At 66.7% G+C, this 23,498-nt stretch carries 22 protein-coding genes and 1 pseudogene; 14 read left to right on the top strand and 9 right to left on the bottom strand.

The features are described from left to right. Window positions 1-109 precede the first annotated feature (109 nt). The 11 genes from WDN01_05585 (at window position 110) to WDN01_05535 (ending at window position 10,177) form a co-directional block, all read left to right on the top strand. Window positions 110-697 (top strand): HD family hydrolase, encoded by a 588-nt coding sequence (locus WDN01_05585; GenBank protein ID MEJ0025482.1) that lies wholly within the window; start codon window positions 110-112, stop codon window positions 695-697. 37 nt (window positions 698-734) lie between these two features. Continuing rightward, window positions 735-1,253: a hypothetical protein gene (locus WDN01_05580; protein MEJ0025481.1), complete on the top strand. Its 519-nt coding sequence runs from the start codon at window positions 735-737 to the stop codon at window positions 1,251-1,253. Continuing rightward, window positions 1,250-2,215 (top strand): hypothetical protein, encoded by a 966-nt coding sequence (locus WDN01_05575; protein ID MEJ0025480.1) that lies wholly within the window; start codon window positions 1,250-1,252, stop codon window positions 2,213-2,215. The genes WDN01_05580 and WDN01_05575 overlap by 4 nt, the downstream gene beginning before the upstream one ends. Continuing rightward, the gene (locus WDN01_05570) at window positions 2,212-2,754 is read left to right on the top strand and encodes a DUF1697 domain-containing protein (GenBank protein MEJ0025479.1); all 543 of its coding nucleotides are present in this window, start codon (window positions 2,212-2,214) and stop codon (window positions 2,752-2,754) included. The genes WDN01_05575 and WDN01_05570 overlap by 4 nt, the downstream gene beginning before the upstream one ends. 130 nt (window positions 2,755-2,884) lie before the next feature. Beyond that, complete coding sequence (locus tag WDN01_05565; GenBank protein ID MEJ0025478.1) at window positions 2,885-3,439, top strand: response regulator; 555 nt, start codon at window positions 2,885-2,887, stop codon at window positions 3,437-3,439. Window positions 3,440-3,455: 16 nt separating this feature from the next. Continuing rightward, window positions 3,456-3,983, top strand: coding sequence for a hypothetical protein (locus tag WDN01_05560; GenBank protein MEJ0025477.1), 528 nt, complete (start codon window positions 3,456-3,458; stop codon window positions 3,981-3,983). A 110-nt stretch (window positions 3,984-4,093) separates the two neighbouring features. After that, window positions 4,094-5,779, top strand: coding sequence for a DUF3422 family protein (locus tag WDN01_05555; protein MEJ0025476.1), 1,686 nt, complete (start codon window positions 4,094-4,096; stop codon window positions 5,777-5,779). 120 nt (window positions 5,780-5,899) lie between these two features. After that, on the top strand, window positions 5,900-6,931 hold the full coding sequence (gene nadA, locus WDN01_05550; protein ID MEJ0025475.1) for a quinolinate synthase NadA: 1,032 nt from the start codon (window positions 5,900-5,902) through the stop codon (window positions 6,929-6,931). Window position 6,932: 1 nt separating this feature from the next. After that, entirely contained in the window at window positions 6,933-8,516 is a 1,584-nt protein-coding gene (locus WDN01_05545; GenBank protein MEJ0025474.1) for an L-aspartate oxidase, read from the top strand. Next, window positions 8,516-9,373 (top strand): carboxylating nicotinate-nucleotide diphosphorylase, encoded by an 858-nt coding sequence (nadC, locus tag WDN01_05540; protein MEJ0025473.1) that lies wholly within the window; start codon window positions 8,516-8,518, stop codon window positions 9,371-9,373. The genes WDN01_05545 and nadC overlap by 1 nt, the downstream gene beginning before the upstream one ends. A 33-nt stretch (window positions 9,374-9,406) precedes the next feature. Next, the gene (locus WDN01_05535) at window positions 9,407-10,177 is read left to right on the top strand and encodes an SDR family oxidoreductase (protein ID MEJ0025472.1); all 771 of its coding nucleotides are present in this window, start codon (window positions 9,407-9,409) and stop codon (window positions 10,175-10,177) included. A gap of 77 nt (window positions 10,178-10,254) precedes the next feature. Here WDN01_05535 and WDN01_05530 read toward each other — a convergent pair whose 3' ends face one another. Both WDN01_05530 and ppdK read right to left on the bottom strand, forming a co-directional pair. After that, window positions 10,255-10,905, bottom strand: coding sequence for a cell wall hydrolase (locus WDN01_05530; protein ID MEJ0025471.1), 651 nt, complete (start codon window positions 10,903-10,905; stop codon window positions 10,255-10,257). A 192-nt stretch (window positions 10,906-11,097) separates the two neighbouring features. Then, window positions 11,098-13,773 carry a pyruvate, phosphate dikinase gene (ppdK, locus tag WDN01_05525; GenBank protein MEJ0025470.1) on the bottom strand — a complete coding sequence of 892 codons (2,676 nt, stop codon included), beginning with the start codon at window positions 13,771-13,773 and terminating at the stop codon, window positions 11,098-11,100. Window positions 13,774-13,980: 207 nt separating this feature from the next. On the opposite strand from ppdK, the gene WDN01_05520 reads away from it, so the two are divergent. Together WDN01_05520 and WDN01_05515 are read left to right on the top strand one after the other, a co-directional pair. Further along, entirely contained in the window at window positions 13,981-14,379 is a 399-nt protein-coding gene (locus WDN01_05520) for an MAPEG family protein (protein MEJ0025469.1), read from the top strand. Between the two features lie 18 nt (window positions 14,380-14,397). Beyond that, window positions 14,398-14,685: a DUF4242 domain-containing protein gene (locus WDN01_05515; GenBank protein MEJ0025468.1), complete on the top strand. Its 288-nt coding sequence runs from the start codon at window positions 14,398-14,400 to the stop codon at window positions 14,683-14,685. A 153-nt stretch (window positions 14,686-14,838) separates the two neighbouring features. On the opposite strand, the gene glyS is transcribed toward WDN01_05515, so the two are convergent. From glyS to WDN01_05490, 5 genes and pseudogenes are all read right to left on the bottom strand, one after another. After that, window positions 14,839-17,082: a glycine--tRNA ligase subunit beta gene (glyS, locus tag WDN01_05510; protein MEJ0025467.1), complete on the bottom strand. Its 2,244-nt coding sequence runs from the start codon at window positions 17,080-17,082 to the stop codon at window positions 14,839-14,841. Between the two features lie 3 nt (window positions 17,083-17,085). Further along, window positions 17,086-17,964, bottom strand: coding sequence for a glycine--tRNA ligase subunit alpha (locus WDN01_05505; protein ID MEJ0025466.1), 879 nt, complete (start codon window positions 17,962-17,964; stop codon window positions 17,086-17,088). Between the two features lie 59 nt (window positions 17,965-18,023). Continuing rightward, window positions 18,024-18,167, bottom strand: a complete 144-nt coding sequence (locus WDN01_05500; GenBank protein MEJ0025465.1) for a hypothetical protein — start codon at window positions 18,165-18,167, stop codon at window positions 18,024-18,026. A gap of 310 nt (window positions 18,168-18,477) precedes the next feature. Beyond that, window positions 18,478-18,672 (bottom strand): annotated as a pseudogene (locus WDN01_05495) (hypothetical protein). 104 nt (window positions 18,673-18,776) lie between these two features. Continuing rightward, window positions 18,777-19,709: a DUF2007 domain-containing protein gene (locus tag WDN01_05490; GenBank protein MEJ0025464.1), complete on the bottom strand. Its 933-nt coding sequence runs from the start codon at window positions 19,707-19,709 to the stop codon at window positions 18,777-18,779. 103 nt (window positions 19,710-19,812) lie between these two features. Between WDN01_05490 and WDN01_05485 the strand changes: the two genes are divergently transcribed. Next, window positions 19,813-20,823: a polyprenyl synthetase family protein gene (locus tag WDN01_05485; protein MEJ0025463.1), complete on the top strand. Its 1,011-nt coding sequence runs from the start codon at window positions 19,813-19,815 to the stop codon at window positions 20,821-20,823. Window positions 20,824-20,940: 117 nt separating this feature from the next. On the opposite strand, the gene WDN01_05480 is transcribed toward WDN01_05485, so the two are convergent. Together WDN01_05480 and WDN01_05475 are read right to left on the bottom strand one after the other, a co-directional pair. Next, window positions 20,941-21,810: a 4-(cytidine 5'-diphospho)-2-C-methyl-D-erythritol kinase gene (locus WDN01_05480; GenBank protein ID MEJ0025462.1), complete on the bottom strand. Its 870-nt coding sequence runs from the start codon at window positions 21,808-21,810 to the stop codon at window positions 20,941-20,943. Then, window positions 21,794-23,467, bottom strand: a complete 1,674-nt coding sequence (locus tag WDN01_05475; protein MEJ0025461.1) for a tetratricopeptide repeat protein — start codon at window positions 23,465-23,467, stop codon at window positions 21,794-21,796. The genes WDN01_05480 and WDN01_05475 overlap by 17 nt, the downstream gene beginning before the upstream one ends. Window positions 23,468-23,498: the final 31 nt, after the last annotated feature.

The raw sequence follows: 23,498 nt of genomic DNA, 5'->3' as shown, positions 1-23,498 counted from the left end.
GCACCTTTTCGGCACGGGTCCGGCTCGTTGCCGGGGATACAAAGCAAGGCTCGCGCCGAGGGGGCGGTTTCGTTAAACCGTCACCCTCCGAATCACTGGAAAACCCCGGATGGCCAAGGACAAACCCCGCGCCTGGCAGCGCATGCTGAGCGGCCGCCGCCTCGATCTGCTAGACCCATCCCCGGTGGACGTGGAGATCGAGGACATTGCCCATGGCCTCGCCCGGGTTGCCCGCTGGAACGGCCAGACCAAGGGCGAGCACGCCTTCTCAGTCGCCCAGCATTGCGTCCTGGTCGAGCGGATCACGTCGGAGCTTCGGCCCGGCCTGACCCGAGAGACCCGCCTGATGGCGCTCCTGCACGACGCGCCGGAGTATGTGATCGGTGACCTCATTTCGCCGTTCAAGATCGTAATCGGTATGAATTACAAAGCTTTGGAGCTCAAACTTCAGACTGCGATCCACCTGCGATTTGGACTGCCGGCCACGCTTCCCCTAGTCCTTGCGAAGCTCTTCAAGAAGGCAGATCTGATCGCCGCCTATTTCGAAGCCACCCAGCTTGCCGGCTTCGAATGGGAGGTCGCCCGCAAGATTTTCGTCGTGCCGCCTCCCTCGGTACGCACCCCCAAGCTGGTGCCCCTTCCGACGTCCGAGGCGCAGGCCCAATTTCTGGACAGGTTCAAGAAGCTGGCGGCATAGCCTTCCTCCTGTCGCTTTCCTCGGCTAGCAAGGGGCCATGCCGCGCATCCTGGTCACGCCGCTTTCCGCCGTAGAGGACGTCATCCGGCTTCACCGCCCGTCCCACATCGTGACGCTGCTTTCGCCGGACCACATGATCGAGACCCCGGCCGGGTTCCCGGCGGACCGCCATCTCCGCCTGGGCATGAACGACGTGGTGGATTCGGCCGCCGGCGACACGCCGCCCGAACAGACCCATGTCGAGGAGCTGCTGTCCTTCGCCCGCACCTGGCCGGCGGAAGACCCGATGCTGGTCCATTGCTGGGCCGGGATCAGCCGGTCGATGGCGGCGACCTATATCGTCCTGTGCGACCGGCTCGGCCGCGGCAGCGAACTCTATGCCGCCAAGGCGATCCGCAGCCGCGCGCCGCACGCCTATCCCAACGCCCTGCTCGTGCGCCACGCCGACGAACTGCTCGGCCGCCAGGGCCGCATGGTCGAGGCGATCAAGAGCATCGGCGCCGGCAAGATGGTTGCGGAAGGGGATGTGGTCGAATTTCCCCTGGTGGGCCTGTGAGCGCGGTCGCGGAACACGTCGTCAGCATCGGCCTGTCGGCCGCCATCGTTTCGGTCGCCGACGAGCGGCCTTCCGTGCTGGTGGTGCAGCATCCCGGCGCCGAGGACGCCCTGCCCTTCGGCCCCTTCGATCCGCTGAATCACCGCACCCTCGACAGCGGGCTGCGCAAATGGGTGGGCGAGCAGGCCCAGCTCGAGCTCGGCTATGCCGAGCAGCTCTACACCTTCGGCGATCGCGGCCGCCATCTGCCCAAGCCGGACGAAGGCGCGCGCGTGGTCTCCGTCGGCTATCTCGCGCTGACGCGGCAGGCGGGCGAGCGCAAAAGCCCCGACACGCAATGGAGCGACTGGTATCGCTATTTCCCCTGGGAGGATTGGCGCGACGCCAGGCCCACGCTGATCGACACCGTCATCGTTCCCGCGCTCAGGCAGTTCGCCAAGGCGGCCGCCAGCGGCGAGGTCGCGGAAACGCGGCGCGAAAGGACGCGGCTTTGCTTCGGCATCGACGGTCTCGCCTGGGACGAGGAAAAGGTGCTCGAGCGCTACGAGCTTCTTTACGAGGCCGGCCTCGTCCATGAGGCGATGCGCGACGGGCGAAAGCCCGTGATGGCGAACCCGCTGCCCGCGCTGGGCACCAGCATGATGTTCGACCATCGCCGCATCCTGGCGACCGCCATTGCGCGGCTGCGCGGCAAGATGAAGTACCGCCCCGTCGTGTTCGAGCTGATGCCGCCGAGCTTCACGCTGCTCGAGCTGCAGCGCACGGTGGAGGCGATCTCGGGCATCCGCCTGCACAAGCAGAATTTCCGCCGCCTGATGGAGGGCCAGGGCCTGGTCGAAGGCACCGGCAAATTCGCGAGCCAGGCGCGCGGCCGACCGGCCGAGTTGTTCCGCTTCCGCCGCGAAGTGCTGCGCGAGCGCCCCGCGCCCGGCGTGCGGTTGGGCGCGCGCAAGGCATCATGAGCGTCCAGATCGCCCTGCTCCGCGCGGTCAACGTCGGTGGCACGGCAGTCCTGCCGATGGCGCAATTGCGCGCGGCGGTCGAGAAGGCCGGCTTCGGCGAGGTTCGCAGCCTTCTGCAAAGCGGCAATCTGGTGTTCGACGCCGGCGCGCTGACCGCCGCCGCGACGGAGAAGAAGCTCGAAGCGCTCTGCACCAAGGCGTTCGGACTGACGATCGACATCCATGTGCGGACGCCCAAGGCGTTCGCGGCGATCGTCGCGGCGAACCCTTTCGCGAAAGAAGCCGAGGCCGATCCCGGCCATGTCCATGTGCTGTTCCTGCGCGCGGCGCCGCCGGCGGCGGCCTATGCGGCGCTGCAGGCCGTGATCAAGGGACCCGAGGTCGTGCTGGGCGGCGGGCGCCACGCCTACATGCTCTATCCCGACGGCATGGGGCGCTCGAAACTGACGCCTGCGGTGCTCGCACGCCATTTGGGAATGCCGGGTACGGCACGGAATTGGAACACCGTCGCGAAGCTGTCGGCGATGGCACGGGCGTGACGCGTCAACATCAGCTACCCAAAGTGGGTACACGCCTGTTTTTCAATGTGCGGTGCTCAGCACTCGTTAACCAATCCCCACTTAGGATCGCTTGCTTTCAAGTGCGATCACGGCCCCGGGGCGGCTCAGCATGGCACAACCTCGCCTGAACTTGCGTAGCGTCACGACGATCTTGATAGACAGCGACCACTTCACCCGTGGACTTGTCGCGCAGATGTTCCGTGGCTTCGGCATGGACTCGCCCAAGGTCTGCGAGACCGGCGCGCAGGCCAAGCATCATCTCACGCATCACTACGCCGATCTCGTCGTGGTCGAGGGCGCGCTTCCCGACATGACGAGCGCCGACTTCATCCGCTGGATCCGGCGCCAGGAGAAGAGTCCCTTCCGCTTCGTGCCGGTCATCGTGATGAGCGGCTACACCCAGCTGCGCCTTGTCGCCGCGGCACGCGACGCGGGCGCCAATCTCGTCGTCAAGAAGCCGTTCTCGCCCGCGGCGCTGTTCGATCGCATCAACTGGATCGCGCGCAATTCGCGTCCCTTCATCGAAGCGGGCGAGTTCACCGGCCCGGATCGCCGGTTCCGGGATCTGCCGCCGCTGGACGGCAACTACAAGCGCGAAACCGATAATCAAGCATCGGACGCCGATACTGTCGCCGAGCAACAGACGATAAATTCCGCGGCCTGAAAGGAGCGGCAACATCATGGCCAAGGCAAAGAAGAAGGTGTTCTTCCCCACCACAAGGCTCGCCGAGCTCGCGGCGCGCCCAGGCGGCTTGATGCGCGACGAGGCGATCAGCGCCGCGGCCGACAGCCTCGAATCCATGCGGGCGGAATCCGAGGCCGCGATCCGGACCGCAATCGCCGCGATGGAAGAGATCGCGTTCGCCCGCGACGTCGGCGATTTCCTGGATGCGCAACGCCTGACGGCCATCCTCAAACACGCCGACCAGATCGTCACGCTGGCCGGGATGTTCGGCTATGCCGCGCTCGACACCGCGGCGCGCAGCCTGTGCGACCTGGCCGACGGATTGCTGCGGTCGGGCCAGTATGATCGCGCACCGGTCTCGGTGCATGTGCAGACCATGCACCTGCTGGCGCCGGGGGCCATGACGCTGTCGCCGGAACACGCCGCCCAGATGCTGGGCGAACTCGCGAAGGTCACCGAACATTTCAATTTCGGCTCGCTGGCGGCCGCGAGCGACGATCCCTACACGTCGATCTCGAACTAGACGGCCAAGTTTGTCCGCGACGGACTGGCGGGACGGCGCATTCCGCGCCGCCTCGCCAACGCGCCCAATTCCCTCTAAGGTTGTTGTCGGTTGTGGGGGCAATCGGGGATATGAACGGTGTCGGGGGGCGGCGCGATCCGCAGCAATACCAACCGCCTTACGCAGGCGAATATTACGAACTGTCGCGTCTGCCGCACCGGCGCTCGGCCATCGCCGTCAACGCGCCCGCCCTCACCTGGCATATCGGGATGCGCTTGGGCGCAGATCCCGACCCGACGGGAAAGGATTCGCCGGATTCCGCCGCGAAGGAAAAAGATCAGCCGGGCAGTCGCAAGCACGAGGCGATGAAGGCGATCAACGCCTATCTGGCGCGCCTGCAGAAGCGGCACGGCATCGTCCCGACCAAGGCCTTCGACGTCGAGGAAAAGGCCTCCGACGTGGAGGAAGCGGCGGCCCACACGCTGATCTCGGAGCGCGACTCCCTGTTCGTCACGGTCGGCAAGTTCGATTGCGTCCGCCTGAGGCTGCGCGCCGATGTGCACGACGAATATTACACGCTGACGTTTCTCGCGGATGGGTTCGAGAATTGCCAGAGCGGCCCCGGCCAACAGGTGCGCGAGGCGCTCGACTCGCTCGATGCCGGCGATCTGGGCGCCGCCCATGTCGCTGCCACGCTGGACGACATCTATGACGAATTCTGGCTCGACCTCGAGGCGCGCGTCGATGCGATCGGCTTTTCGGACCTGCCGGGCCGCGTGTTCATCAACATCCGGGGCTTGGCGCTGTGCCATCCCCATGTCAATCGGCCGCTCTCGCCGCGGCCGCACCGCGAAACGGAAGTCCCGACCAGCGAGATGACGGCGCAGCGGCAGGCCCGCATCGTGAACGACGTGCTGCGGCAGTTCGTGGATCGCCGGCCGAACTTCTTCGCGGCCGCGCTCGGCTCCAGCTCAGAGGGTTCGGAGATTTCGATCCGCGACGCGAACAAGGTCATGTGCGGCATGCTGGACGGCGCCGCGATCTTCGGAACCAGCCTGCGGCAGAAGCCGGGCGCGCCGACATCGCCGCTGCGCTATTTCATCATCTATGACGGCTTCAAGTCGGAGCAGCTCGGCCGGATGATCCGTCGTCTCCATGTCGTGGCCGAGCTCCGCATGGCGGCGCTGGTCGACATCGACGACATGCGCAAGGCGAGCGGACGGATCCGCGCCGCCGGAGACCAGTCGAACTTATCGGAGCTGAGCCCCCTCTACACGTCCATCGGCGAGATGTGCACCGGCGGACTGCTCTACCGCATAAATCAATCCCGCTATTACGCACAGGTCTATCGCGAAAGACTGCAGGATCTCAGGCTCGTGCGGATCGAAGGCTGGCAGCCTTACGACGAATTCGTGCGCCGGACGATTTACCGCGACTTCGATTTCATCGACCGCCTGGGCACGCGCTATGCCCTGCTCGGAGACCGGGTCGACCGCCTGCGCGACCAGGAACTTGGCGAAAGCATCCGGCGCACCCAGCGCGACGCGTTCGCGGTGCAAAAGGAGCTGTGGAAGCTTCAGTTTTTCGCCGAACCCATCGGCGCCGTCGCCTTCATCTACTACGCCACCCACATCCTGATGTCGTTCGTGCCGGGGGTATGTCATTCGGTCGCTTGCTGGACCTGGCTGGCCGCGGCGTTTCCTCCCAGCATCCGGGAGCCGAATGGCTTCACCTACTTAAGTGCCGCTGTCATTTACGTTTTCTGCCGCGGCGCGATGTCCATCCTGAGCTGGAGGCGTCGCGACGATCCTGCTTGACAGATTTATGCTCAGATGTAGCATAACTGCCAAGAAGAGCCGGCCCTTGAAGGCCGGTCTTTTTGCCCTACATATATACTCATGTTGAGCATTAATATCGGCAGGCACGGGAGACGAAAAATGGGTGTCGAACTGGCTTATACCGCCGCCGTCGCAAGGGCGACCGAGCCACTGTACCGTAAAGTCAGCCATGTGATCCCCGAGATCGAGTGGCCGGTGTTCGCCCCGCTCATCGCCGAGATCAATCGCCTCAAGCGCGAGCGGAACGCGGTGATCCTCGGCCACAACTACATGACGCCGGAGATCTTCCATTGCGTGTCCGATTTCGTCGGCGACAGCCTGGCGCTCGCGCGCGAAGCCGCGCGCACCGATGCCAAGGTCATCGTCCAGGCCGGCGTGCACTTCATGGCGGAAACCTCGAAGATCCTCTCGCCCGGCAAGACCGTCCTTATCCCCGATCCGCGCGCCGGCTGTTCGCTGGCGGCCTCGATCACCGGCGCCGATGTGCGCCTTCTGAAGCAGAAATATCCCGGCCTGCCGGTGGTGACCTATGTGAACACCACCGCCGACGTGAAGGCCGAGAGCGACGTGTGCTGCACCTCGTCCAACGCCGTCGCGGTGGTCGAGGAGATCGCGCGCGAATTCGGCACCGACACGGTGATCATGATCCCGGACAAATATCTGGCGCAGAACGTCGCCAATCTGACCGGCGTGAAGGTCATCACCTGGGAAGGCGCCTGCGAGGTGCATGAGCGCTTCACCGCCGCCGAGATCCGCGATTACCGCAAGGCGCATCCCGGCATCGTCGTCCTGGCGCATCCCGAATGCCCGCCGGACGTGGTCGCCGAAGCCGATTTCGCCGGCTCGACCGCGGCGCTGATCGGCTATGTCGGCAGCCACCGGCCGCGCAGCGTGGTGATGGTCACGGAGTGCTCGATGAGCGACAACGTCGCCGCCGAATATCCCGACATCGAGTTCGTGCGGCCGTGCAATCTGTGCCCGCATATGAAGCGCATCACGCTCGACAAGATCCTGCACGCGCTGCAGACGATGACGGTCGAGGTGACGGTCGATCCCGAGATTTCGCGCCGCGCCAAACGCGCCATCGACCGCATGCTGGCGGTCCAGCTTCCGGTCAAGAAAGCCGCTTAAAATGGCCCACAACGTCGACAGCGTCATCGCCTGCAAGGGCGCGCTCATCCTGGGCGCCGGCATCGCCGGACTGTTCACCGCGCTCAAGCTCAGCCCCTTTCCCGTCACCGTGCTGGCCGGAACGCGGCCGGGCCTTTCCGGTTCGAGCGCCTGGGCGCAGGGCGGCATCGCCGCGGCGATGGGCGCCGACGACTCGTGGGAAAGCCATGCCGCCGATACGCTGACGGCCGGTGCCGGTCTCTGCGACCCCGCCGTCGCGGCCTTGGTTGCGCGCGAGGCGCCGGCGCGGATCGACGACCTTCTGGCCTATGGCGCGCCGTTCGACCGCAAGCCCGACGGTACGCTGGCGTTGGGCCGCGAGGCGGCGCATGCCCATAACCGCATCGTCCATGTCCGCGGCGACCGCGCCGGGGCGGAGATTTCCCGCACGCTCGCCGAGCGCGCGCTGGCGACGACGTCCATCACGCTGCGCGAGGGCTTCCACGCCGTCGAGCTGGCCATCGAGGACGGTCGCGTCACCGGCCTGTTCGCGCGCACCGGCTACGGCCCGCATACGCGCCTCGTCCTGTTCCGCGCCCCCGCCATCGTGTTCGCGACCGGCGGCGTCGGCGCGCTTTATGCCGTGACGACCAATCCCTTGGAGGCGCGCGGCGAAGGCCTCGGTATGGCAGCGCGTGCCGGCGCGTTGATCGCCGACCCGGAATTCGTCCAGTTCCATCCGACCGCCATCGACATCGGCAAGGACCCCGCGCCGCTGGCGACCGAGGCCCTGCGCGGCGAAGGCGCGATCCTGGTCGACGAGGCCGGCCGCCGCTTCATGCCGGAGGTGCATCCAGACGCCGAACTGGCGCCGCGCGACGTCGTCGCCCGCGCCCTGCACCGCGAGCGCGCCGCCGGCCACAAGACCTTCCTCGACTGCACCATGGCGATCGGCGCGTCTTTCGCCCAGCGCTTCCCGACCGTCTACGCCGCCTGCATCGCCGCCGGCATCGATCCGGCGACGCAGGCCATCCCCGTCGCGCCCGCCGCGCACTACCACATGGGCGGCGTCGCCAGCGACGAACGCGCCCGGTCCTCGCTCGACGGCCTCTGGGTCGTGGGCGAGTGCGCCGCGACCGGCCTGCACGGCGCCAACCGCCTCGCCTCCAATTCGCTGCTCGAAGCCATCGTGTTCGGCGCCCGTGCCGCCGACGACATCGCCGCCACCGTGCCGGCGCGGCCGGGACGCGGCAATCCGCCGGCGCCCGAGCGCTTCGCCTCGCCCGCGCCGCCGCACGTCCTGCGCGATGCGATGACGCGCCATGTCGGCCTGGAACGCGACGCGGCGGGGCTGCGCGAAGCCCTCGCGGTGATCGGTCAGGTCGAGCGCGCCGGCGGCAGCGAGCCCGCCCTGCTCAACATGACATCGGCGGCGCGCCTGGTGACGGCGGCGGCGCTCGCCCGCCACGAAAGCCGCGGCGGTCATTATCGTACCGACTATCCCGCGACCGACGCGGCGCCCAGGCGCACCTTCATGACGCTGGCCGATGCCGAGCGCATCGATGCGGAGAGCGCCGGTCCGCAACGCGTCCGCGCCGCCGTCTGATGATCGCCCTGCCCGTCACGCGCCCGCCGCATCCGCTGCTGGTCGAGCCCGTCGTACGCCACGCGCTCGAAGAGGATCTCGGCCGCGCCGGCGACATCACGAGCGATCTCACGGTCGCCGCGGACGCGCGCGCCAAAGCCAGGCTCGTCGCGCGCAGGCCGGGCACCGTCGCCGGGCTGATCGCCGCCGAGATCGCATTCCGCCTCTCCGATCCCGCGCTGGCCTTCGAGGTCGAGACGCCGGACGGTTCGAGCGTGGAGGCCGGAGCGGTGCTCGCCGTGATCGCCGGCCGCGCGCGCGGCGTTCTGACCGGCGAGCGCGTCGCCTTGAACTTCGCCGGTCAACTCTCCGGTATCGCCACCGCCACGCGGGCGCTGGTCGACGCGGTCGCGGGCACGAAGGCGCGCATCGTCTGCACCCGCAAGACGACGCCGGGCCTGCGCCTGCTGGAGAAATACGCGGTGCGCTGTGGCGGCGGGTTCAACCATCGCTTCGGCCTCGACGACGCGGTGCTGATCAAGGACAATCATCTTGTGGCCGCCGGTGGAATAAGACCCGCCATCGAGCGCGTGCGCGCCGGCCTCGGCCATATGGCGAAGATCGAGCTTGAGGTCGATCGCCTGGCGCAACTCGAAGAAGCGCTGGCGTTCGGCATCGACACCATCCTGCTGGACAACATGAAGCCCGAGACGCTCCGCGAGGCCGTCGCGATGGCGAAAGGCCGCGCGACGCTGGAGGCGTCCGGCAACGTCACGCTCGCCACCGTCCGCGCCATCGCCGAAACCGGCGTCGACTACATATCGAGCGGCGCGATCACGCATAGCGCGCCGAACCTCGACGTCGCGCTCGACTTCTAGATAGAGTGCGCCCGGAACATTCCGGAGACGCACATGGATTTACATCTCAAAGGCAAGAACGCCGTCATCCTCGGCGGCACGCGCGGCATCGGGCGGGCTATCGCCGACACGCTGGCGGACGAAGGCGCCAATGTCGCGGTCTGCGCCCGCAACGCGGATCAAGTGAAGGACGCGGTCGCGGCGCTCAAGGACAAGGGCGTCAAGGCGACCGGCGCCCCGGTCGACATCATGGACGGCGACGCGCTCAAGGCGTGGATCGCCGGCGCCGGCGGCGAGCTCGGCGGCATCGACATCCTCGTCTCCAATGCCGGCGCGATGGCGATCGGCGGCGATCCGGCGTCGTGGGAGCAGAACTTCAAGCTCGACGTGCTCGGCATGGTCAACGCGTTCGACGCGGCCAAGCCGTTCCTTGAAAAGGCCGCCGCGGCGAGCGGCGACGCCGCCTTCGTGATCATCTCCTCGGTGTCGGCGGCGGAATCCGACAACGCCAGCTCCTACGGCCCGATCAAGGCAGCGTTGATCCATTACGCCAAGGGCCTGGCGCGCCAATACGCCAAGCAGCGCATCCGTACCAACGTCGTCTCGCCCGGCATGGTCTATTTCGAGGGGGGCGTGTGGCACAATGTCGAGAAGAACATGCCCGACTATTTCAAGCAGGCGGTCGCGCGCAATCCCACGGGCCGCTGCGCCACGCCCCAGGAAATCGCGAGCGCGGCCGTGTTCCTCGCCAGCCCCGTCTCGTCCTACACCACGGGCATCAACATGCTGGTCGACGGCACGGTCAGCCGGCGCGTGAATTTCTGACGGCCGGAACCCGCAAGCAAAAACGCCGGAGCGTTTGTCGCGCTCCGGCGTTTTCTATTCGAACGAGCGTGGATTGATCAGGCGCCGTTCAGCTTGCGGCCGCGGCGATAGAAAACGTGGTTGCCGATCTGCACGGTGCGGACATAGTGGCCGGAGTCCGACCATTCGGGCTGCACCGCGGTCGTGTGAAAATTGACCGCGCCGTTTGTGGCGTTCTGGAGCTGCTCCTCGCCGACCATGATGCGGGCGGCAATGGCCTGCGCCTCGCGCCACGGACCGGGCTCATGGCTGGCCTCGCGTGCGCCGTCGCAGGCGAAGCTGAACTGGCAGGTGCCGGTGCCCACGCCCTCGTAGACCACGGCACAGATCGAATGACCGTAATTGCCCGTGTTCATGCGGTGGAACACGACTTCGGCGACCGCCTTCTGGCCTTCCGCGCCTTCGCCGCGCGCCTCGTAATACATCACCTCGGCGAGACATTTGTGTTCCTGCAGGAGGCGCGTCAGCACGACGTTGGTCGACGTGCCCTGCATCGGGATCGTCGCCGGGATCGCCGGCGCCTGCACGACCTTCACCACGGGCTTCTCGACCTTGATGATCCGGATTTGATCCGTATGCGGACGAGCGTTGAGCGACGCGCCGACGGCGGCGCTCGCGGTGGCGAGCACGATGGCAAGCGCACCCACAAGCACGCGATCGGATCGCGACAAGGCATCTCTGGTTTTCATGATTTCGGCTCTCTGACTCTTTCGGATTTCAGTTCACGATAAAAAAGCAATTCCGAATGGTCCCCGCCCTCGATGTGAGCGCGGCTTGTGCCGACAAAAAATCGAATCGTCAAATCAAAAATTGCTTATTCGTGACGCCGCGTCATTTGACGTCGAAAAACCCAGGGTTTTCCTGCATCGTCCGTACAGGGATCAATCGTCGGACTTGCGGTTTGCGAGCGCCGCCTGCGCCGCGGCGAGACGCGCGACGGGCACGCGGAACGGCGAGCACGACACGTAATCCAACCCGCAGTCGTGGCAGAATCGGATCGAATCCGGATCGCCGCCATGCTCGCCGCAGATGCCGAGCTTGAGGTTCGCGCGTGCAGCGCGTCCCCGCTCCGCTGCGATGCGCACGAGCTCGCCGACGCCGTCGACGTCGATGCTCACGAAGGGATCGCGCGCGATCACGCCCTTGTTGAGATACTCCGTGAGGAAGCCGCCGGCGTCGTCGCGGCTGATTCCGATGGTCGTCTGCGTCAGATCGTTGGTGCCAAAGGAGAAGAATTCCGCGCTCTCCGCGATCTCCTTCGCGCGCAGAGCGGCGCGCGGCAGCTCGATCATCGTTCCAACCATGTAATCCGGCGATTTTCCGCGCTCGGACGCCACCGCGGCGGCCACCGCGTCGATGCGCTCCTTGATGCGGTCGAGCTCGGTCTTGAACGCCACCAGCGGCACCATGATCTCGAGCTGCACCGGCGCCCCGCCCGCATCCCGTACGTTCAGCGCCGCCTCCAGTATGGCGCGCACCTGCATCTCGTAGATCTCGGGATAGGTGATGCCGAGGCGCACGCCGCGATGGCCGAGCATCGGATTGGATTCGTGCAGCGCGATGGCGCGGGCGCGCAGCTTGCCGGGATCGCTGCCGGCGGCGCGCGCCACCTCGGCGATCTCCTCGTCCTTCTGCGGCAAAAATTCGTGCAGCGGCGGATCGAGCAGGCGGATGGTGACGGGAAGCCCTTCCATCGCCTTGAAGATGCCCTCGAAATCCTGGCGCTGCATCGGCAGCAATTTGGCCAGCGCCGCCTCGCGGTCGGCCTTCGCGTCGGCCAGGATCATCTGGCGCACCGCGACGATGCGATCGGAGTCGAAGAACATGTGCTCGGTGCGGCACAATCCTATGCCTTCGGCTCCAAACTTCCGCGCCGTCGCGGCGTCCTCCGGCGTGTCGGCATTGGTGCGGACCTTCAGGGTACGGATCGAATCCGCCCAGCCCATCAGCACGCCGAAATCGCCGGTGAGCTCGGGCTGGCGCAGCTCGACCCGGCCCTTGAACACGGTGCCGCTGCTGCCGTCGATCGTGATGATGTCGCCGCGCCTCACCGTGTGGCGGCCGCAGACCATCACGCCGCCCGCGACGTCGATCTTGATCGCGCCCGCGCCGGAGACGCAGGGCCGCCCCATGCCGCGCGCCACCACGGCGGCATGGCTCGTCATGCCGCCGCGCGCGGTGAGGATGCCCCGCGCCGCATGCATGCCGTGGATGTCCTCGGGGCTCGTCTCGGTGCGCACCAGGATGACGTCGCGGTTCTCGGCCGCGAGCTTCTCCGCCTCGTCGGCGGTGAACACGGCCTCGCCGGTGGCCGCTCCCGGCGACGCCGCCAGGCCGGCCGCGATCTGCTCGCGCGGGGAGTTGGGATCGAGCGTCGGATGCAGTAGCTGGTCCAGCGCCGACGGATCGACACGCGCCACCGCGGCGTGCTTGTCGATCAGGCCTTCGCGCTCCATGTCGACTGCGATCTTGAGCGCGGCTTCCGCGGTGCGCTTGCCGCCGCGGGTCTGGAGCATGAAGAGCGTGCCTTCCTGCACGGTAAATTCGAGGTCCTGCATGTCGCGATAGTGGGTCTCCAGCCGGTCGCAGATCGCCTTCAGCTCGGCGAAGGCCTTCGGCATCGCCTCTTCCATCGAGAGCCGTTTGGCGCCTTGGCGCTCGCGCACCACCTTCGAGATCGACTGCGGCGTGCGGATGCCGGCGACGACGTCCTCGCCCTGGGCGTTGATCAGGAACTCGCCGTAGAGGAGTTTTTCACCCGTGGAGGGGTCGCGCGTGAAGGCGACGCCGGTGGCCGAGGTCTCGCCGCGATTGCCGAACACCATCGCCTGCACCGTCACCGCCGTTCCCCAGTCCTCCGGGATGTTGTGGATGCGGCGATAGGTGTTGGCGCGCGGGCTCTGCCAGGAGCCGAACACCGCGCCGATCGCGCCCCAGAGCTGCTCATGCACGTCTTCCGGGAACGGCCGACCCAGCGTCTTGGCGACACGGGCCTTGAACAGGCCGGCGATCTTCTTGAGATCCTCGGCGGACAATTCGGTGTCGAGCTCGAACCCCCGATCCTCCTTCTCGCTGTCCAGGATTTCCTCGAACACCGAATGCTCGACGCCGAGCACGACATCGGAATACATCTGGATGAAACGGCGATAGGAATCGTAGGCGAAACGCGCGTCGCCGGTGATGCGGGCCAGCCCTTCGGTCGTTTCGGCGTTGAGGCCGAGATTGAGCACCGTGTCCATCATGCCGGGCATCGAAACCCGCGCGCCCGAGCGGACCGAGACCAGCAGCGGCCGCGCCGGATCGCCGAGCCGGCCGCCCGCCAGATCGCCGACGCGCGCCAGCGCCGCCTCGACCTCCGGCTTCAGGTCGGCCGGATAGCTCTCGCCATGGGCGTAGTAATAGGTGCAGACCTCGGTGGTGATCGAAAAACCGGGCGGGACGGGAAGCCCCAGATTGCTCATCTCGGCGAGGTTGGCGCCCTTGCCGCCGAGCAGGTTCCGCATCCCGGCCTCCCCCTCAGCGGTGCCGTTACCGAACGAATAGACCCACTTTGCCATTGCCTTGTCCGTGCCGTGGTTCTCAAAAAAGTGTCATGGCCCGCGAATGCGGGCACCCAGATGATCGTAGAGCACTATTCTCGGCACCTGGGGAGATGACAACACGCCCGATGCCGGTACGGGTCGACAACCGGGTGGCCCGCATTCGCGGGCCATGACAGAGGGGTGTGGCGGCGCTAACGTCCCGCCGCCACCCGGGAATCGTTCATGACCCAAAGTCCCCTTTTCGCGCCCATGGGCGTACTCGCCGGAATCACCTTCTTCGTCCTGCTCTTCGTTCCCGCCCGGCGCATGTTCGGCGGCCGGTCCGAGGTGCAGAACAGCGCCACGGGCGATATCCCCGGCGGCACGCACAATCCCAATTTCGCCGACCTGCTGGAAATGCCGGTCCTGTTCTATATCGTCTGCCTGATGGCGATCCTTGCCGGGCGGGTCGACGACACGATGCTCTGGCTGGCCTGGATCTACGTCGCCCTGCGCGCCGCACACAGCGCCGTGCACCTGACCTACGACAAGCGCTCGCACCGCGCCGCGCTGTTCGCGCTGTCGAATTTCGCGGTGCTGGCGATGTGGGTGTTCTTCTTCCTTCCGCCGCTCGGCGGCTAACCGAAAAGGAGCGATGCCATGACGTTGAGAAAATTCATCATCGAACGCGACATTCCCGCCGTCGGCTCCTTCGAGCGCGAGCAGCTCAAGGGCGCCGCCGCCAAGTCCAACGAGGTGCTGAAGGCGCTGGGGCCGGACATCCAGTGGCAGGAAAGCTATGTCGCGGCCGACAAGACGTTCTGCGTCTATCTCGCCAAGGACGAGGCGATCATCCGCAAGCACGCCGAGCAGAGCGGCTTCCCCGCGACCAAGATCACAGAGGTCCGCAAGATGATCGATCCGACGACGGAGAAGGACGGGGCATAGTTTTCCTCCCCCGCGTTTGCGGGGGAGGTGCCGAGCGCAGCGAGGCGGAGGGGCCCTGGCGCCGCCGAGCGGCGCCCGCGGTGGTTGGCCCCCTCCGTCACGCCTCCGCTGCGCTACGGCGTGCCACCTCCCCGCAACAGCGGGGGAGGAAATTCAGCCCTCCATCTTCGAAAAATCAGCGACCGTGTGCAGCGTCGCGCGCAGCCGCGACAGCAACAGCAGCCGGTTCTTGCGCAGGTTCGCGTCCTTGTCGTTCACCGTGACCTTCTCGAAGAAGGCATCGACCGGCCCGCGCAGCCGCGCCATCACGCCCATCGCCTCGGCGAAGCGCTCGCGCTCGATCTCGGCCTTGATTAGTTCCGAAGCGGTGGCGAGTTCGACAAACAGCGCCTTCTCCTCCCGGAGGGCGAACGCCTCCGGATCGGGTTCGCCGTCATAGGCGATCTTGTCCTTCTTCTCCTCGGCTTTCAGGATATTCGCCGCGCGGCGATAAGCCGTGAGCAGGTTCGCGCCGTCGTCGGTCTTCAGGAAGGCCTGCAACACCTCGACGCGGGCCACCAACCGAACCAAATCGTCCTCATTACCAAGCGAGAACACCGCATCGATCAGATCGTGACGTGTGCCTTTTTCGCGGAGGGCAACCTTCAGCCTCTCTTCAAAGAAAGAAAGAATTTCGTCTAACTGATCAACGGGCTGAGAAGTGCTTGATCGCGCAAGAGCAATGGCTTCATCCAGCGCGCCGTTTAATGCCTCCAGCTCCGCCTCTGCATGTTTCGGCGTGCCTAACAGCGACAGCGGAATTTTAGTGCTTCGCGCGAAGTAAGCCGGTTCAACTCTCTTTTGCACGTGCAGGGAGAAAGCCATCGCAATTACCTTGCGAAGCTCGAGCCTGATTTCGTTGGCAAGAATTATGCGGATGACTCCAAGAGCAGATCTTCGCAATGCATACGGATCACTTGAGCCAGTTGGCTTCAGTCCAATTCCGAAAAATCCGACCGCAGTGTCAATCTTGTCGGCAAGAGACAAGGCGACCGATACCGGCGAGTTCGGGACAACATCGCTAGGTCCTTGCGGACGATATTGTTCGCGGATCGCGGCGGCGATCTCCGGCGGCTCGCCATCATTCAATGCATAGTAGCTTCCCATGACACCTTGCAGCTCAGGGAACTCTCCAACCACGTCGCTGACAAGATCGACTTTGGCCAGCCAACCGGCTCTTCGTGCCAACACCGAGTCGGCGCCAATCGCAGTCGCGATAAGGCCTGAAAGAGCACTGACACGAAGAGTACGAGCAAACTGACTCCCAAGCTCGCCATGAAAAACAACCTCTGCCAGATCGATAACTCGATTGTTTAGCCTCCATTGCTTATCTCGGAACCAAAAGAAGCTCGCGTCGCTCAACCGCGCCCGCAACACCCGCTCATTGCCCGCCACGATCTTGATGCCGCCGTCCTCGGCGATCATGTTCGCAACCAGCGCGAAGCGGTTCGCGAATTTTCCGGTCGCGGGATCGCGCAGGCTGAAATACTTTTGATGCGTCCGCATCGCCGTTTGCAAAATTTCCGGCGGCACGTCCATGAACTGGTCCTCGATGGCGCCGATCAGCACCACCGGCCATTCCACCAGGCCGCAGACCTCGTCCAGCAGCCCCTCATCCGGGATCATCTCCAGCCCGTGCACGAAGGCGGCGCCCTTCACGCCCTCGAAGATGATCGCCTTGCGTTCCTCGGCGTCGAGCACGACATGCGCCTCGCGCAGCTTCCTGGCGTAATCCTCGAACCTTTTGACCGCGATCTCGCCGCTCGACAGGAACCGGTGGCCGCGCGTGCGGTTATTGCTGGCCACCCCAGCAAACGTGAACGACACGACCTCGCCGTCCAGCGTGCACAATATGGAATGCAGCGGCCGCACCCAGCGCACCGGTGCGTTCGCGCCAGACGGGCCTTGCCCGGCTGGCGTTAAAGACTCCTGCGGCCAGCGCATCGATTTCGGCCAGGGCAGCTTGGCCAGCAAATCGGGCAGAAAGTCCGCGATCACGTCGGCGGTCGCGCGACCCTTCAACGCGATCACAGCGACATAGAACGGCCCCTTGCCGTCGTCGCGCGTCTCGCAATCCTTGAGCTTCACGCCGGCCGAGCGCAGGAAGCCCTGCACCGCCTTGTCCGGCGCGCCGACGCGCGGGCCCTTCTTCTCTTCCGAGACGTCCGGCTGCTTCGCCGGCAGGCCGCTCACCGCCAGCGTCAGCCGCCGCGGCCCCGCGAAGGCCTTGACACCCTCGAACAACAGCCCGCGATCCGACAGCGCGCCGACGACCAGCCGTTCCAAGTCCCGCGCCGCCTGCGCCTGCATGCGCGCCGGGATTTCTTCGCTGAAAAGTTCGAGCAGAAGGTCAGACATCGCTCACCCGAACCTCGGCTTGTAGTCGCCCATCGGCGTCGCCAGCCAGGCCTCGCAGCACGCCTTCGCCAGCGCCCGCACGCGGCCGATATAGGCGGCGCGCTCCGTCACGCTGATCACGCCGCGCGCGTCGAGCAGGTTGAAGGTGTGGCTAGCCTTGATGCACTGGTCATAGGCCGGCAGCGCCAGCTTCTTGTTGCCGGCGATCAGCTCCTGGCACTGCTTCTCGGCATCCTTGAAGTGCTGGAACAGGATGTCCGTATCCGCCATCTCGAAATTGTAGGCGGAGAATTCCTGCTCGGCCTGGTGGAACACCTCGCCGTAGCGGAACTGCTCATTGAAGGCGAGGTCGTAGACGAACTCGACGTTCTGCACATACATCGCGAGCCGCTCGAGGCCGTAGGTGATCTCCGCCGACACCGGATCGCAATCGATGCCGCCGACCTGCTGAAAGTACGTGAACTGGGAAATCTCCATCCCGTCGCACCACACCTCCCAGCCGAGCCCCCAGGCGCCCAGCGTCGGGCTTTCCCAATCATCTTCCACGAAACGGACGTCGTGCAGCGCCGGATCGAGCCCGATGGCGCGCACGCTTTCCAGATAAAGGTCCTGGATGTCGGAAGGCGCCGGCTTCATGATCACCTGGAACTGGTAATAGTGCTGCAGCCGGTTCGGGTTCTCGCCATAGCGCCCGTCCTTGGGCCGCCGCGACGGCTGGACATAGGCGGCGCGCCACGGCCGCGGCCCCAGCGCGCGCAGCGTCGTCGCCGGATGGAAGGTGCCCGCGCCCATCTGGTCGTCGTAAGGCTGGAGGATCAGGCAACCTTTCGATGCCCAGAAATTCTGGAGCGTCAGAATCAGGTCCTGGAATGTCTTGGCCACGGCAATGCCCGTTCAAAAAGAGGGCCGGACGCTACAGTCCGGCTTGTCCGAGAACAAGCTCAGGCGGCGCCCGGATGCGATCCGGCGCGCTGCGGGAAGATGAGAATGCATACTACGATGACCGCCGCCAGAATCGCGCTGGCGATCGGCCGGCTGACGTCCAGCCCGCCCTGCTCCGGCGGCTTGTCGAAGAAATCGCCCACCGTCGCGCCCAGCGGCCGCGTCAGGATAAAGGCCAGCCAGAACAAGAGGACGGGCGAAAGGCGAGCCCAGAAATGGAGCGCGGCGACGACCGCGATGGCCGCGCCGAACACCAGCGCGCCGCCGCCATAGCCCAAGCCCGAATCCGCCGCCCAGTCCCCCCAGCGCGGTGCCCAGCGTCTGCGAGAAGGTGATGGTCAGCCAGTAGAACGCCTCGACCCGGGGCGTGTTCACCGACTGCACCGAGACCGCGCCCTCCGACCAGTACCAGGCGCCGAGCGATGCCAGAACGGCGGCGAACAGCAGGATCGAGCCGCCGGGATAGCCGATGCCGAGCGAGCGGTCGGCGAAATCCGCCATCGTGGTGCCCGCCGTCGTCGAGGCGATGATCGTCAGCCAGTAGAGGAAGGGATGGAATTTGCGGGCCGCGATCTGCAGCGCGACGAGCACGACAAGCGCCCCAAGAAAGATCGCGGTGCCGACGAGATAGCCGAGATGCATGGTCATGGAGACCGTGTCGCCGGCCGTCTCGCCCAGCGTGGTCGCAAGGATCTTGACGATCCAGAAGGTCAGCGTGACGGCCGGGACCTTGCTCGCAACCGCGCCGCGGGTCATGCAATCGCCTCCTCTCCGCGCAGGATGGCGTCGGCCTGCGGGGTATAGGAACCGTCGGCTTCGTGCAGCACCAGCCCCGGCAGCAGCGCGAAGGGCGTCCGCGCGCCCTTCCTGGCCTGCACGATGACGCGCTTGGCCGGCTCGTCCCGGCGCGGCCAGAGCGGGATGACCCGCACGCCGGTCTGCGGCAGCGCCGCCAGCGCCTCGCCCAGCCGGTCGGCGCGCAGGATCGCCGTGAAGGTCCCGCCCGAGGCCGTGCGCTTCAGGCCCGTAGCCAGCCAGGCCGGCAGGGTCCCCTCGTCCTGCATCGCCATCGCCCGCGCCGCGTCGGGCGAGGTCTCGCCCTCCGCGCTGTGGAACGGCGGATTGCACAGGACGTGATCGTAGTCCCGCCGCATGTCCGCCGGCAGGTCGAGCGCGTCGACGGTCACGAACACCGCGCGCTCGCCCAGCCCGTTGGCGGTGGCGTTGCGATTCGCGAGCGTCACGAGATCGCTTTCGATCTCCGCCCCGGTCAGGCGCGCGCCCGGCACGCGCGTCGCGAGGCACAGGCTCGCCGTGCCCGCGCCGCTGCCGAGTTCCAGCACCTCGTCGCCGTCGCCCGCCGGAACCGCCGCCGCCAGCATCACGGCATCGAGCCCGGCGCGAAATCCGTCCTTGAACTGCTGCAAGACGAGCTTGCCGCCCAGGAACCGGTCCTCGCTGATCTCCTGCGGCGCGGCACGCCGCGCCAGCCCCTCGCGCAGCAAGGTCATGCCGCGTTCGGCGTCCTCGTCGGCCACCATCAGCCGACGCGGCAAAATGCCCAGACTGCCGTCCATCACGCTCGCATTCTCGTCGAACACGACGCTGGCGATATCTTCCTGCGCAAGCAGGCTTTGCGCGAAGCTGAGCAGGACGGGATCGTTGGTCTTCAGGACGGGCCGCATCGGCATCTTTCGCAAGGGTAGTGCGGGAATAGGTCGGCTTGACGGGGTGGGGTTCCCCTTCCAATGTCGCAAACGCCGGGCGCTTCCGGCAAGGACCGAGCCGATGCTCAAGCCCGATCTGCGCAAGACGAGAACCGACGGCGTCTCGCCCGTCGAGCGCCTGCACGCGCTGGTGGCCGACGATATGGCGGCAACCGATCGCATGATCCACGCCCGCATGGGCAGCGCCGTGGCGCTCATTCCCGACCTCGCCAAGCACCTGATCGATTCGGGCGGCAAGCGCCTGCGCCCGATGCTGTCGCTCGCCGCGGCCCGGATGGGCGGTTACGGCGGCGACAAGCATGTCAATCTTTCGGCTGCGGTCGAGTTCATCCACACCGCCACGCTGCTGCACGACGACGTGGTGGACGCGAGCACGCTGCGCCGCGGCAAGGTCGCGGCCAATCTCGTCTGGGGCAACAAGGCCACGGTGCTGGTCGGTGACTTCCTGTTCTCCCGCGCCTTCGAGATGATGGTCGACACCGGCTCGCTGCGCGTGCTGGAGATCCTCGCCGGCGCGTCCGCGATCATCGCCGAGGGCGAGGTGATGCAGCTCAAATCGGAGAGCAATCTCGCCACCACCGAGGAGCATTACCTGAAGGTCGTCGGCGCCAAGACGGCGGAGCTGTTCGCGGCCGCCGCCGAATCGGGCGCCACGCTCTGCGACCGGGGTCCCGTGGCCTCGCTACGCGCCTATGGCATGAGCCTGGGCATCGCCTTCCAGCTCGTCGACGACGCGCTCGACTATTCCGGCCGCCAGGCGCTGATGGGCAAGGCGGTCGGCGACGATTTCCGCGAGGCCAAGGTCACGCTGCCGGTCATCCTCGCCTATGCCCGCGCCGATGCGAAGGCGCAGACCTTCTGGAAGCGGGTGATCGAAGGCGGCCCGCAGAGCGAATCCGATCTCGAACGCGCCATCACCTGCGTCGAGGAGACGGGCGCGATCCAGGAGACGATGACGCGCGCGCGGCACTATGCCGACGTCGCCAAGCAGGCGCTGGCGCCGCTGCCGGCGAGCGACATCCGCGCCGCGCTGGCCGACATCGCCGATTTCTGCGTCGAACGGGCGTATTGAAGCCACCCGGGTCGTGCCCGCGCAGGCGGGCATCCCGCGGCCGGGCGAGCGGCCGAATCTGGATTTGCGCTGCGCGGGAACGACAATCTTGAATTTTCCGATAGCGATCGACGGCGTCTAGGCCAACACCCGCGCGGCCTTCACCCACCAGCCGGGATACGAACGCGCCAGCGCGATCGCGGCCATCTCCGCGCTGCCGTCATCCTCGAACAGGCCGAAACATGTCGCGCCGCTGCCGGACATGCGCGCGAGATGGATGCCGGGCTGCGCCCGCAGCGCCGCCAGCGCCTCGCCGATCGCCGGCGCGATCGCCAGCGCCGGCGCTTCGAGATCGTTCCGGGTCGAGCGCAGATATTCGGCGAGCGACCAGGCATCGGGTTCGAAGGGAATGCGACTCGCCGCGCCGACGCCGCTGCGATCCGTCAGCGCGCGGAACACCGCGGCCGTCGGAACCGCGACGCCCGGATTGACCAATACCAGCTTCACCGGTGGGATGCCCTTGGCGCGCGTCACGATCTCGCCGCGCCCCTCCATCCAGGACGGCCGGCTCTCCACGCATACCGGCACGTCGGAACCCAATTCCTCCGCGACGCCGCGCGCGACATGGGGTCCGACCTCGGAGAGATCCCAAAGCTGCACGAGCCCGCGCAGGGCCGCGGCGGCGTCCGCCGAGCCGCCGCCGATGCCGGAGGCAACCGGCAGGTTCTTGGTCAAGGCAATCGCTGCGCCCTTGCCGGTGTCGGTGCGCTGCGCGAGGGCGCGGGCGGCGCGCAGCACCAGATTGTCGCTCTCGGCCGCGAGCCCTTCGCGGAACGGCCCCTCGACGCGCAGCGACAATGCATCGGCCGCCTCGAAGACCAGCCGGTCGCCGGCATCGACGAACACGGCGATGCTTTCGAGTGCGTGGTAGCCGTCGGCGCGCCTGTCGCCGACATGCAGGAAGAGATTGATCTTCGCAGGCGCGAAAGCTTCAATTCGGGGCGGCACCGGCGTCCAGTCCGTCCTTGAGCTTCTTCTCGATCACCGCCTTGTCGGCATCGCTCGCCCCGAACGCCAGCGCGTGGTTCCACTGGAACGTCGCGTCGAGCTTGCGCCCCACCCGCCAATAGGCGTCGCCCAGATGGTCGTTGATCGTCGGATCGCCGGGCACCAGTTCGACCGCGCTCTCCAGCGCCTTGGCCGCGTCGGCGAAGCGGCCGAGCTTGTAATAGGCCCAGCCCACGCTGTCGGCGATGTAGCCGTCGGTCGGCTTCAAGGCGCGCGCCTTCTCCAGCATCGCGAGCGCCTCGGGGATGTTGCGGTTCTGGTCGACCCAGGTGTAGCCGAGATAATTGAGCAGCGTCGGCTCGTTGGGCGACAGCGTCAGCGCCTTCTTCAGATCGATTTCGGCGGCGCTCCAGTTCTGCGTCCCCTGCTCCGCCACGGCCCGCGCGAAATAGAGCGGCCAGTCGTTCGGCCTGGTGCCGTCGCCGCGCAGCGCCAGCGCGTGGTTGTAGGCGTCGGCGGCCTCCGTGAACTTGCTGGCGCTGCGATAGGTGTCGCCGAGCGCCGTCCAGGCTTCCGAATCCGCCGGATTGGCCGCCGTCAACTCCTTGAGCTTGGCGATCGCGTCGTCGGTGCGGTCCAGCCGCGCCTCGTCGAGCGCGATCTCCACCGCCGCCAGCCGCCAATAGGGCGAGCCCTTCGGCACCATGCGATAGGCCTCGATGGCATCGTCGTATTTCTGCAGGCCTTCCAGCCGGTCGGCGAGCAGGACCGCGCCCAGATCCAGGTCGGGACGCAGATAGAGCGCGAGCCGCAGATAGAGGATCGAGACATCCGCGCTCGCCTGGTCGGTCAGCGAGGCGGCGATGCCGAACAAGGCCTCCGCGGCGCCGTCTTCGGCGTGCACGATCATCCCGTCCGGCTTCTTGTGGTTCTTGATGCGGGCGAGGCCGGCCGCCGCGATCTCCTTGATGCCGGATTCCTGCGCCGCCCTTGTGTAGAGCGTGGTCGCCTCGTCGGTCTTTCCGCTGCGCTCCAGATAGCGGCCGAACGCGTCCACCACGCGCGGCGTCGCGCCCGAGGCGAGCGCGCTGCGATAGGACGGGTCGGCCAGCGCGTCGTCGCCGACGAAATCGGCCAGCAGGGCGAGGTGATACATGGCGAGCGCATCGGCGCCGCCCTGGGCGCGCAGCGCCGCGAGTTCGCCTTCCGCCGTCGCCTTGTCGCCCTGCCCCGCCGCCGCCCAGGCATCGATCAGCGACACGGTGAGGGAGCTGAACGGCCCTTTCGCCGACAGCGACATCTGCTTGCGCGCGCCGGCATAGTCGCGCCGCTTGAGCGCGGCGACCGCCAGCGTCAGCCGCGCCGCGCGGTCGTCCGCCTGCGCCGCGACCACGCGGTCGGCGAGCTTGGCCGCGTCCGGGATGTCGCCCGCCGAGGTCGAGAAGAAGAAGGAGAGCGCCAAGAGGTCCTTATTGTCCGGATCGGCGGTGAGGCTCGCGCGATAATAGAGCGCGGCATCCTTCATGTTGTGCTGGCTGGCCGCGAAGCGCGCGGAGAGATAGTTGCCGAACTCCGTCGAGGTCGTATCGGCGGCCGGCGCGGAGGGCGCCGCGGTGTTCGTGCCCGCGCAGGCGCCGAGCGCGATCGCGAGACCCAAGGCGGAAATCCGTAGAGCGATGCGCAACCTA

It is taken from the genome of Rhizomicrobium sp. (assembly GCA_037200985.1).
In the GTDB taxonomy this organism is placed as follows: domain Bacteria; phylum Pseudomonadota; class Alphaproteobacteria; order Micropepsales; family Micropepsaceae; genus Rhizomicrobium.
The sequence above is the reverse complement of the archived record's forward strand: the minus strand, read 5'-3'. Positions and strand labels throughout refer to the sequence as shown.